This is a genomic window from Promicromonospora citrea, assembly GCF_013004695.1.
GTDB lineage: Bacteria > Actinomycetota > Actinomycetes > Actinomycetales > Cellulomonadaceae > Promicromonospora > Promicromonospora citrea.
Genome location: NZ_JABEMG010000153.1, coordinates 1 through 9,651, shown reverse-complemented (window position 1 = coordinate 9,651; position 9,651 = coordinate 1). Strand labels below are relative to the sequence as shown.

The window sequence follows — 9,651 nt, the reverse complement described above, 5'->3', positions numbered from 1 at the left end:
GCACGTAGATCAGACCAGAAGACCCGCCGGTGCTCCCGGGGCACGGGTAAACGGCTCCAAGACTTCATCGAACACCCCGATCATCAGGGGTGTTGCGACCACCAGTTGAATCCGCCCTACCTCGCCACGTGACTACCTCGCCACGTGACTACCTCGCCACGTGACTACCTCGGCCGGGGGCTTGACCTCTCGCGCGACGCCGCCGACCTCCGCAGGGTGTCGGCGGTGCTGCGCTACCGGGGCGTCTGAGGGGCGTCCTCGGCCCGGCGCCGTGCGCCCGTGACCGTGCTCGCGGGCAGCCGCCCGGCCCGGGACCGGCCGGTGAGGGTGTCGCCCGCGACGACGACGTCGAACGTCAGGTTCAGCCGCAGCGGGCGGGTGACGCGCTGCGCCCAGGTGACGCGGACGCCGTCGTCGGCGGGCTCGGTGGTGAGCTGCTCCAGGGTGCCGGTGTCGCCCTGGCTCTCGGCGGTGCCGGTCAGCACGCCGTCGCGCTCGGCGAAGACGTAGCGGGCCTCGATGGTGCCGACGGGCGTCGCGATGCGGACGTCCCAGGTGCCGGTGACGGCGGCCGGGTCCGGCTGGTCGGTCATGGTTCGTCGTCCTCTCGTGGGTGCGGTCACAGGGGCCGGGGCTCGAGGCCGAGGTCGGCCCAGACAGTGCCGCGGCGCTCGAACTCGAAGATCGACTCGACGGACCGGGCGACCCGCGGGCCTGCCTCGCGCTCCAGCACGTAGAGCCCCAGGTCGAGGCCCGAGGTGACGCCGCCGGCGGAGAGCAGGTCGCCGTCGTCGACCACACGGGCGTCGGCCACGCGGACGCCGGTCGCCTCGAGCAGGTCGTTGCCCATCGCGTTGGTCACGGCCGTGCGTCCCTCGAGCAGCCCGGCCAGCGCCAGGGCGACCGAGCCGCCGCACACGGTGGCGACCGTGACGTCCGGGTTGTCCAGCGCGCGCCGCACGAGCGGCATCGCCGCCGACTGCGCGAACCGCGCCAGCAGCACGGGGATGGTGTCGGCGTCGTCGTCGGCGCTCTCGACGGGGCCGACGGCGCCCGGCACGACGACGTAGCCGGGCCGGTCCGGGTCGAGCGCCGCCCCGGCCTCCAGGGTGATGCCGGGGGTCCCGGACACGACGGTCCGCGGGCCCTCGCCGGACACGAGCTCCGGTGCGATCGGGGCGCCGACCAGGGCGCCGGCGTGCAGGACCTCGTAGATCCCGACGACGTCGAGGGGGTCGAAGCCGTCGAAGAGGACGACCTGGGCCGGGACGGGCGCCGAGGCAGGCATGGGTGCTCCTTGCGGTAGGGGGAGGGCGCGCGAGGTGCTGCGCCCTCCCTCAGGCTCAGCGACCCGGAGGCAGGAGGCCAGCGGCCCGCGTGCCATGATCCGACGAGATCTGGCCACGGCCTCGGAGTCCGTCGATCGCGGTTACCGTAAGCCCGTGCACACCATCGCCGTCCTCGCCCTGCCCGACACGATCGTGTTCGATCTGGCCACCCCGGTCGAGGTGTTCGGCCGTGCGCGGCTGCCCGACGGGCGCCCCGCCTACCGGGTCGTCGTGTGCGGGACGGAACCCGTGGTCGACGCCGGACCCCTGCGCATCGGCACCGACGTCGGGCTCGAGGGGCTGGGGCGGGCCGACACCGTCGTCGTGCCGGGGCGGAACCGGCCGGAGGAGCGCGCGCCCGAGGCGGCGCTCGCCGCGCTCCGGCAGGCGGCGGCCGAGGGCACGCGGATCGCCTCGATCTGCGTCGGCGCCTTCACGCTCGCGCAGGCCGGCCTGCTGGACGGGCTGCGCGCGACGACGCACTGGCTCGCCGCCGACACCCTGGCCGCGCAGTACCCGGAGGTCGACGTCGACCCCGAGTCGCTCTACATCGACAACGGACAGGTGCTCACCTCGGCCGGCGCGGCGGCGGGGCTCGACCTCTGCCTGCACCTCGTGCGGCGGGACCACGGCGTCGCCGTCGCGGCCGACACGGCGCGGCTGTCGGTCACGCCGCTGCACCGCGACGGCGGGCAGGCCCAGTTCATCCTGCGCAACCCACCGACGTTCCGCACGGCCACCCTCGAGCCCGTGCTGCACTGGATCGAGGAGAACGCGCACGCGGACCTGGCGCTCGCCGACGTCGCCGCCGTCGCCCGGACCAGCGTGCGGACGCTGAACCGGCGGTTCCACGAGGAGACCGGGCAGAGCCCCATGCAGTGGATCGCGGGCGTGCGGATCCGGCACGCGCAGGAGCTGCTGGAGACCACCGACTACGGTGTCGAGCGCATCGCCCGGCAGGTCGGGTTCCCGAGCCCGAGCACGTTCCGGACCCTGTTCCGCCGGGCGACCGGCGTGACGCCGCGGGCGTACCGGGTCGCGTTCCAGGGCCAGGAGGACGCGGCGTAGGCCAGGGCCTCAGGCCTCCAGGGCTCGGCCCGCGGCCGCGAGGACCTGCGGGACCGTGGGGGCGCCCGCCGCGCGGAACACCTCCGAGCCGGAGCCGCTGCGCACGACCACGGTCGGGGTCGTGCGGATGTCGAGCTGCTCGGCCAGGCCCGCCTCGTGGACCACGTCGTGCTCGACGAGCGAGGCGCCAGGGATGAGCCGCACCGCCTCCGTGACCGCGGCGCGCGCCTGGTGGCACGGGCCGCAGAAGGCGGAGGTGAACAGCTCGAACTGCACGGCAGGCATGTGGTGGACCGTCCCGGGAGGCCGACGTCGGCGCCAAGTTGACGCCCTGTTCAAGTTATCCTACGGTTCTTGACCATGACGTCAAGTAACGCGGCCCCCGCCGGCCCGGCGCGCGCCGACGCGCAGCAGCCGCGCGAGGCGGAGAGCATCACCGAGCAGCCGGCGCCCGGCGGCGCCGCGCCGACCCCGTTCCAGCTCCTGCCCTCGGACGACGCGTTCGGGGTCTGCGCCGTCGACGGGACATGCTCCTGATGGGCGGCGAGGCGTTCGGCGCGCCGTCGGGCAGGCTCGTCGTGGACGTGTGGAGCGACGTCGTGTGCCCCTTCTGCTACATGGGCGACACGCTGCTCGACCAGGCGCTGGAGCAGTTCCCGCACGCCGCGGACGTCGACGTGCGGTACCACAGCTTCCTCCTCATGCCCGACGTCGCCGAGGGGGCCGCACCGGTCAACCCGGCCGACTACCTGGCCGCCCGGTACCGCATCCCCCGCGAGCAGGCGGTCGCCATGAACGACCAGGTGACCGAGCGTGCCCGGCAGGTCGGCCTGGAGTACCACCTCGACCGCGCGCAGTCCGTGAGCACGCGTACCGCGCACCAGCTCAGCCACTTCGCCGCGACCCACGGGGCCCAGCACGAGATGGTCCGGCGCCTGTTCCGCGCCTACTTCACCGAGGGCCTGGACCTCTCCGACCACGCCGTGCTGGGCGACCTCGCCGCCGAGGTCGGCCTGGACCGCGACGCGGCCCTGGCGGCCCTCGCGAGCCAGGAGTACGCCGCGGCGGTCGAGGCGGACCTCGAGCAGGCGCGCCGGTACGGCATCAACGGGGTGCCCTTCTTCGTCTTCGCGGGCCGCTACGCCGTCTCCGGTGCGCAGCCGGTCGAGGCGTTCCTCCAGGCCCTGACCACGAGCTGGGACGAGACCGTCGCCGGGGCGCCGGCAGGAGCGAACCGGTGAGCACACCGGCGACGCGGCTGCGCGCCGACGCGCGGCGCAACGTCGAGGGCATCCGGACGGCGGCCCTGGACGTCTTCCGCGAGCGCGGCCTGAACAGCCCGCTCGAGGAGGTGGCGCGCGCCGCCGGCGTGAGCAAGGGGACGATCTACCACCGGTTCGGCGGCAGGCAGGGCCTCATCGAGGCCGTGGTCGAGGAGCTGGTGGCCGAGCGGATCCGCGGGATCGGCGTGGCGGCGGGCGAGATCGCCGACCCGGTCGAGCGGTTCGAGCACTACCTCCGGGAGATCTGGCTGCTCCAGTACGACGAGCCGGCGGTCAACGACGTGCTCCTGCGCGCCCTGCCCGGCTCCGAGCCGGTGGCCGCGCTGTGCGAGCACGCCGCCGAGACCGCTGCCCGGTTCCTGGCGGACGCCCAGGCGACGGGCGTGGTCCGCGCGGACGTGACGCCCGAGGACGTGGACCTGCTCATCTGGGAGCGCGGGATCATCGCCCGCGCGTGCGGCCAGCAGCCCCGCGAGGGCTACCGCAGGCGTCTGGAGTACACGCTCCGCGGCCTGCGCGCCGCCGCCTGACGCCCCGGCACGTCTCAGTCGAGGATCGCGTACGCCTCGACCTCGACGAGGACGTCGGGCTCGAAGAGGTAGTCGACGCCGATGGCCGACAGCGGCGGGAGCGGGTCCGGCAGGCCGAGCTCCTCGCGGACGCTCTCGATGCCGGCGAGGAAGTCGCCCATCTTCGCCGGGTCCCAGCGGGTGACGAAGAACCGCAGCCGGACGACGTCGGAGAACGTGGCCCCCGCGCCCGCCAGCCCGCGTGCGGTGTTGCGCAGGGCGACGGCCACCTGGCCCGCGAGGTCGTCGGGGGCGAGGCGGTTCGCCTGGTCGTCCCGGTTGATCTGGCCCGCGACGTGGACGTGACGGCTGCCTGTCGCCACGGAGACGTGGTGGTAGGGGACGGGCTGGAACATGCCCTCGGGGGTGAGGAGCTGGACCGACATGGGGGATCCTTTCGTTCAGGTATCACTTGTGTACCTGGTATCCGAAGGGCACTTCAACGAGACTAGGTGGCATGAGCGATACCACGCCGACGACCGGGCAGGTGGACGACCGGCTCCGCATCGCGCCGGAGCATCGCGAGCTGCTCGACCAGGTGCTCGACAAGTGGTCGCTGCACGTGCTCGACGAGCTGTGCGAGCAGCCGCTGCGCTTCAACGAGCTGCGCCGTGCCATCCCGGTGGTGACGCAGAAGTCCCTGACGACGACGCTGCGCCGCCTCGAGCGCAACGGGATGGTGGACCGCGTGGTCGTCAGCTCGCGGCCCGTCGCCGTGGAGTACCGCATCTCGCGGCTCGGTCGGACCATCCAGGACCTCATCGACGCGCTCTACCTCTGGAGCGCCGACAACATGCCCCAGGTGGAGCAGGCGCGCGCCCGCTTCGACGCCGAGGACTGACCGTCGTCAGGCCGCTGCCGCCCACGACAGGGCTCGCAGGCACCCCGAGCGGATGTCGTCGAGGTGCGCCGCCCGGTGCGCGGGCGGCGCGGCGCGGTACTCGTCGCGCCGCATGAACGCGAGCCCCGGCCCGAGCCGCAGGTGCAGTCCCCAGGTGAGGTGGGCGGTCGCGAAGCCAAGGGCAGCGTCCGCGCGCAGGTCGGTGCCCGCCAGGTCGCTCAGCGCACGGCCGTACGCGTCGAGCAGCGCGGGCTCGTCGAGCTCGCCCTGCCCGCCGAACGCCCGGTAGACCGAGACGAACGTGCCCAGGTCGAAGCCCACTGGCCCGACCCCCACGTGCTCCCAGTCGATGAGCGCCAGGTGGCCCGCCGGGTCGAGGCCGGCGTTGCGCGGTGTCAGGTCGCCGTGCACGAGCGTGCCAGGCAGGCCCTTCGCGCGCGCCGCGAGCGAGTCGGCGGCGTCCAGGCAGGCGTGCATGGCCCTGACCTGGTCGGGCGTGAACAGCGTGCGCAGCAGCGGGTCGCGGCCCAGGGCCTCGAGGTTCTCGTGCCCCGCGTCGACGTGGTGCGCGTACGCGGCGTAGCCCTCGCGCTCGAGCCACGGTGCGTCGAGCAGGTCGGGCCGGGTCGCCCCCGGCACCCACAGCAGCGCGGCGCGCCGGGCGGCCGCGAGCGCGCCCTGCGGCGTCCACGCATGCTGCAGCACGGCGCCGACGTCGCGCATCACGATCCAGAGCCTGCCGTGGTGGCGCAGCACCGTGGCGTCGGGCGGTGTCGTCAGGCCGCGGGGGAGCAGGGCGGGCAGGGTGCCCGCGAAGAAGCAGGCCTCGCGCTCGGCCAGGCCGTCGTCGCGTGAGTCGAGCAGGGTCTGCGGCCCCCAGCCAGGGATCTTGACGATCCACAGGGACGGCCCCGACGACGGCGTCGTGAGGCTCACCCGCAGCACCGCCGCCTGGCCCAGCCCCGACGAGAGGTCGCGCACCGAGAGCACCCGCACGTCGTCGCCCCACGGTCCGGTGCGGGAGGCGAGCGCGGCCCGGACGGTGTCGGCGTCGGGCAGGGCGTGGCCGGGCAGAGCACGGTCGGGCAGGGCGCGGTCGGCCATGCGGGGTTCTCCTCACGACGGCAGCGGGGCGGGGGTGGGGACACGCTAGCCCCGGCGGCGCGTCGCCGCCCTCACGAGCACGAATATGCGACGACCTGCGACGTCACCCGGGTGCGGCATAGCCTGGAGCCCTTCGCACGGAAGGAAGCCCTATGTCCCGCGTCCTCGTCATCGGCGGCCACGGCAAGATCGCGCTCCGCCTCGCCCCTCTCCTCGTGGCGCGCGGTGACGACGTCACCAGCGTGTTCCGCAACCCCGACCACGAGGCGGAGGTGGCCGCGACGGGCGCGACGCCCCGCGTGGCCGACGTCGAGCAGCTCGACACCGCAGGGATCGGCGAGCTCGTGCGCGGGCACGACGCGGTCGTGTGGTCGGCGGGGGCGGGCGGCGGCAACCCGGCGCGCACCTACGCCGTCGACCGGGACGCGGCGGTCCGCTCCATGGACGCCGCGCGCGCCGAGGGTGTCACGCGCTACGTCATGGTGTCCTACCTGGGCGCCCGCCCCGACCACGGGGTGCCGGAGGACAGCTCGTTCTTCGCGTACGCCGAGGCCAAGGCGGCGGCCGACGAGCACCTGCGCGCCTCGGGGCTCGACTGGACGATCCTCGGCCCCGGGCCGCTCACGCTCGACGAGCCGACCGGCCTCATCGAGGTCGCGGACCCGGGTGAGGGGCGCGTGACCCGCGCCGACGTCGCGGCCGTCGCGGCCGCCGTGCTCGCGGACGACCGCACCATCGGCCGGACGATCGCCTTCGGCAACGGCTCGACGCCGATCGCCGAGGCCCTCGCTCAGTCCGACTGAGCACTTGTGAGCGAACCCGGGCCGACGGCGGCGGGCCACCCCTACCCTCGGGGCATGCCTCAGCTGATCCTCGCCGCGCTCGCCGCCGTCGTGCTCACGGCCTGTCAGACAGGCCCGTCCGGCGCGGCGGGGACCGCCGCGCCGACGTCCTCCTCCGCACAGACCTCCGCCGCCGACGTCACCCTGCCGCCCACCAGCGGCGTGTTCGACTACCAGCTCGGCGCCGCCTACGAGCTCGCGGGCGGGCTCGACGTCGTCGTGCGCGACGCCACGGCCGAGCCGGCTACCGGCGCGTACAGCGTCTGCTACGTCAACGGCTTCCAGACCCAGCCCGGCGAGGCCGATCTCTGGCTCGACGGCAACGAGGACCTCCTGCTGCACGACGCTGCGGGCGAGCTCGTCATCGACCCCGACTGGCCCGACGAGTACGTGCTCGACCCGGGCACGCCCGAGCAGCGCGACCGGATCCTCGGCATCCTGGGCCCCGTCATCACGGGCTGCGCCGCCGACGGGTTCGACGCGGTCGAGATCGACAACCTCGACACCTGGACCCGCTTCGACGACCCGCAGACGGGCCTGATCGAGGAGGAGGACGCGCTGGCGCTCGCGGCGGCGTACATCGACGTCGCCCACCAGGCGGGCCTCGCCATCGGCCAGAAGAACGCGGCGGAGGCGACGACGCAGGGCCGCGACCTCGGGTTCGACTTCGCCGTGACGGAGGAGTGCGCGGCCTACGACGAGTGCGGCGCCTACACCGGCGTGTACGGGCAGCACGTGCTGCAGATCGAGTACACGGACAACCTGCCGCAGGACTTCGACGCCGTCTGCTCCGGCGCCGACCGCGCGCCGCTGACGATCCTGCGCGACCGGGACCTGGTGGCCCCCGACGACCCGGCGTACGCGTACGAGCAGTGCTGACGCGCCGACGGCCGGTTTGACGGGCGAGGGGACCCCGACAGAAGGTTCCCGCATGAAGATCGTCGACGCGCAGGTCGTCGTCACCTCGCCCGGCCGCAACTTCGTCACGCTGAAGGTGACCACCGACGACGGCGTCATGGGCCTGGGCGACGCGACCCTCAACGGCCGTGAGCTCGCCGTGGTGTCCTACCTGCGCGACCACGTCGTGCCGCTGCTGATCGGCCGCGACCCGCACCGCATCGAGGACACGTGGCAGTACCTCTACCGGGGCGCCTACTGGCGGCGCGGTCCCGTGACGATGGCGGCGATCGCCGCCGTCGACGTCGCGCTGTGGGACATCAAGGCGAAGGTGGCGGGCCTGCCGCTGTACCAGCTTCTCGGCGGCGCCAGCCGGGACCGGGTCATGGCGTACGGGCACGCCAACGGCGCGAGCCTGCCCGAGCTGTTCGACTCGGTGCGGGCGCTCCAGGAGCGCGGCTACCGCAGCATCCGCATCCAGAGCGGGGTGCCGGGCCTGCGGGCGGTCTACGGCGTGCACGCGGCGACGACGCCGGACGGGTCGGCCCCCGACGTCCTCGCGCGGCCCGCCGTCGAGGACTGGGACACCGCCGCGTACCTGCGGCACGTCCCGCGCGTGTTCGAGGCGGTCCGGGGCGAGTTCGGGCCTGAGCTGCCGCTGCTGCACGACGCCCACCACCGGCTGTCCCCGGTCGAGGCCGCGCGCCTTGGCAAGGACCTGGAGCCCTACGACCTCTTCTGGCTCGAGGACTGCACCCCCGCGGAGGACCAGGCGGCGCTGCGCCTCGTGCGGCAGCACACCACGACGCCGCTGGCGATCGGCGAGGTGTTCAACACCGTCTTCGACTATCAGACACTGATCGACGAGCGCCTCATCGACTACGTGCGCTCGGCGGTGACGCACTTCGGCGGCGTCAGCCCGCTGCGGAAGCTGTTCGACTACGCGGGCCAGCGGGGCATCCGCAGCGCGATCCACGGGCCGGAGGACATCTCACCGGTCGGCATGGCGGCGGCGATCCACCTCGACCTGGCGATCCACAACTTCGGAATCCAGGAGTACTCGGGGCACACCGCGCGCACGAACGAGGTGTTCCGGCACGCCTACACGTTCGAGGACGGCTACCTGCACCCGGGTGACGAGCCGGGGATCGGCGTCGAGCTGGACGAGGAGCTCGCGGCCGCGCACCCGTACGCGCCGGGCTACCTGCCGGTCAACCGCCTCCAGGACGGGTCGGTGCACGACTGGTAGGCGCGCCGGGTAGCACCCGGGAGGGGTCCCGGCCCAGGTGAGGTCCACTCAGGCGGTGGACCTGACGGCCGAAGGAGCACCCATGGACCCCGTCTACCCGGACCCCGCGTACCCGCCCCGGCCCCCGCGGCGCGCCCCCGACCCGGTGGCCGTGGTGCTCGGCAACGCGACGCTGCTGGGCCTCGGCTACCTGTTCCTGCGGCGGTGGCGCCTCGCGCTGCTCGCCCTCGCCGGGACGACGGCGCTGCTCGTCGCGCTCGCGGCGACCACGGGTTCCGGGCAGGTGCTCGCCGGGCTGGCCGTGTGGTGGGTGGCGGGCACCGGCCACGGCTGGTGGCTGGTGCGCGGGGTGCGGCCCACCGGGACGCGCTGGGGTCAGCGGGCCGTGGCGGCGGGCGTCGTCGTCGCGCTGGTCGGCGTGGTCGTGGTGCAGCACGGCGCGACGGAGCGCACCGTCGCCGACGCCGCGG

Annotated in this window: 13 protein-coding genes and 1 pseudogene; 9 read left to right on the top strand and 5 right to left on the bottom strand. The window is 74.1% G+C overall.

Features of this window, described 5'->3' with window-relative positions; all coding sequences use genetic code 11:
* Positions 1–233: 233 nt before the first annotated feature.
* A complete protein-coding gene (locus tag HLB15_RS20470; RefSeq protein ID WP_171108125.1) occupies positions 234–593 on the bottom strand; it encodes a hypothetical protein in 360 nt (119 codons plus the stop codon).
* A gap of 26 nt (positions 594–619) precedes the next feature.
* The gene (locus tag HLB15_RS20465) at positions 620–1,288 is read right to left on the bottom strand and encodes a DJ-1/PfpI family protein (protein WP_171108123.1); all 669 of its coding nucleotides are present in this window, start codon (positions 1,286–1,288) and stop codon (positions 620–622) included.
* A 154-nt stretch (positions 1,289–1,442) separates the two neighbouring features.
* Here HLB15_RS20465 and HLB15_RS20460 point away from each other — a divergent pair, with 154 nt between their 5' ends.
* A complete protein-coding gene (locus tag HLB15_RS20460; RefSeq protein ID WP_229785542.1) occupies positions 1,443–2,396 on the top strand; it encodes a GlxA family transcriptional regulator in 954 nt (317 codons plus the stop codon).
* A gap of 9 nt (positions 2,397–2,405) precedes the next feature.
* Here the strand turns inward: HLB15_RS20460 and HLB15_RS20455 are convergent, their stop codons facing one another.
* On the bottom strand, positions 2,406–2,681 hold the full coding sequence (locus HLB15_RS20455) for a thioredoxin family protein (protein WP_212760152.1): 276 nt from the start codon (positions 2,679–2,681) through the stop codon (positions 2,406–2,408).
* Between the two features lie 75 nt (positions 2,682–2,756).
* Between HLB15_RS20455 and HLB15_RS20450 the strand changes: the two genes are divergently transcribed.
* From HLB15_RS20450 to HLB15_RS20440, 3 genes are read left to right on the top strand one after another with little or no spacing between them, the layout of a single operon-like run.
* Entirely contained in the window at positions 2,757–2,933 is a 177-nt protein-coding gene (locus HLB15_RS20450) for a hypothetical protein (RefSeq protein ID WP_171108120.1), read from the top strand.
* Positions 2,924–3,637 carry a DsbA family oxidoreductase gene (locus HLB15_RS20445; RefSeq protein ID WP_171108118.1) on the top strand — a complete coding sequence of 238 codons (714 nt, stop codon included), beginning with the start codon at positions 2,924–2,926 and terminating at the stop codon, positions 3,635–3,637. The genes HLB15_RS20450 and HLB15_RS20445 overlap by 10 nt, the downstream gene beginning before the upstream one ends.
* Entirely contained in the window at positions 3,634–4,209 is a 576-nt protein-coding gene (locus tag HLB15_RS20440; protein ID WP_171108116.1) for a TetR/AcrR family transcriptional regulator, read from the top strand. The genes HLB15_RS20445 and HLB15_RS20440 overlap by 4 nt, the downstream gene beginning before the upstream one ends.
* Before the next feature lie 14 nt (positions 4,210–4,223).
* On the opposite strand, the gene HLB15_RS20435 is transcribed toward HLB15_RS20440, so the two are convergent.
* The gene (locus HLB15_RS20435) at positions 4,224–4,634 is read right to left on the bottom strand and encodes a Rid family hydrolase (protein WP_171108114.1); all 411 of its coding nucleotides are present in this window, start codon (positions 4,632–4,634) and stop codon (positions 4,224–4,226) included.
* A gap of 71 nt (positions 4,635–4,705) precedes the next feature.
* Here HLB15_RS20435 and HLB15_RS20430 point away from each other — a divergent pair, with 71 nt between their 5' ends.
* The gene (locus HLB15_RS20430) at positions 4,706–5,089 is read left to right on the top strand and encodes a winged helix-turn-helix transcriptional regulator (protein ID WP_171108112.1); all 384 of its coding nucleotides are present in this window, start codon (positions 4,706–4,708) and stop codon (positions 5,087–5,089) included.
* Between the two features lie 6 nt (positions 5,090–5,095).
* On the opposite strand, the gene HLB15_RS20425 is transcribed toward HLB15_RS20430, so the two are convergent.
* Positions 5,096–6,193, bottom strand: a complete 1,098-nt coding sequence (locus tag HLB15_RS20425) for a phosphotransferase family protein (protein WP_171108109.1) — start codon at positions 6,191–6,193, stop codon at positions 5,096–5,098.
* Between the two features lie 152 nt (positions 6,194–6,345).
* Here HLB15_RS20425 and HLB15_RS20420 point away from each other — a divergent pair, with 152 nt between their 5' ends.
* The 4 genes and pseudogenes from HLB15_RS20420 to HLB15_RS20405 all read left to right on the top strand — a co-directional run.
* Positions 6,346–6,996, top strand: a complete 651-nt coding sequence (locus HLB15_RS20420) for an NAD(P)H-binding protein (RefSeq protein WP_171108107.1) — start codon at positions 6,346–6,348, stop codon at positions 6,994–6,996.
* A 54-nt stretch (positions 6,997–7,050) separates the two neighbouring features.
* Positions 7,051–7,914, top strand: a complete 864-nt coding sequence (locus HLB15_RS20415; protein WP_171108105.1) for an endo alpha-1,4 polygalactosaminidase — start codon at positions 7,051–7,053, stop codon at positions 7,912–7,914.
* Between the two features lie 52 nt (positions 7,915–7,966).
* The gene (gene manD / locus HLB15_RS20410; RefSeq protein WP_171108103.1) at positions 7,967–9,181 is read left to right on the top strand and encodes a D-mannonate dehydratase ManD; all 1,215 of its coding nucleotides are present in this window, start codon (positions 7,967–7,969) and stop codon (positions 9,179–9,181) included.
* Between the two features lie 82 nt (positions 9,182–9,263).
* Positions 9,264–9,651 (top strand): annotated as a pseudogene (locus tag HLB15_RS20405) (hypothetical protein); the annotation flags it as partial.

Bases quoted from the DNA above. Each gene is read 5' to 3' on its own strand.
- HLB15_RS20470 (WP_171108125.1), bottom strand. From the start codon at position 593: ATGACCGACCAGCCGGACCCGGCCGCCGTCACCGGCACCTGGGACGTC.
- HLB15_RS20465 (WP_171108123.1), bottom strand. From the start codon at position 1,288: ATGCCTGCCTCGGCGCCCGTCCCGGCCCAGGTCGTCCTCTTCGACGGC.
- HLB15_RS20455 (WP_212760152.1), bottom strand. From the start codon at position 2,681: ATGCCTGCCGTGCAGTTCGAGCTGTTCACCTCCGCCTTCTGCGGCCCG.
- HLB15_RS20450 (WP_171108120.1), top strand. From the start codon at position 2,757: ATGACGTCAAGTAACGCGGCCCCCGCCGGCCCGGCGCGCGCCGACGCG.
- HLB15_RS20445 (WP_171108118.1), top strand. From the start codon at position 2,924: ATGCTCCTGATGGGCGGCGAGGCGTTCGGCGCGCCGTCGGGCAGGCTC.
- HLB15_RS20435 (WP_171108114.1), bottom strand. From the start codon at position 4,634: ATGTCGGTCCAGCTCCTCACCCCCGAGGGCATGTTCCAGCCCGTCCCC.
- HLB15_RS20430 (WP_171108112.1), top strand. From the start codon at position 4,706: ATGAGCGATACCACGCCGACGACCGGGCAGGTGGACGACCGGCTCCGC.
- HLB15_RS20425 (WP_171108109.1), bottom strand. From the start codon at position 6,193: ATGGCCGACCGCGCCCTGCCCGACCGTGCTCTGCCCGGCCACGCCCTG.
- HLB15_RS20420 (WP_171108107.1), top strand. From the start codon at position 6,346: ATGTCCCGCGTCCTCGTCATCGGCGGCCACGGCAAGATCGCGCTCCGC.
- HLB15_RS20415 (WP_171108105.1), top strand. From the start codon at position 7,051: ATGCCTCAGCTGATCCTCGCCGCGCTCGCCGCCGTCGTGCTCACGGCC.
- manD (WP_171108103.1), top strand. From the start codon at position 7,967: ATGAAGATCGTCGACGCGCAGGTCGTCGTCACCTCGCCCGGCCGCAAC.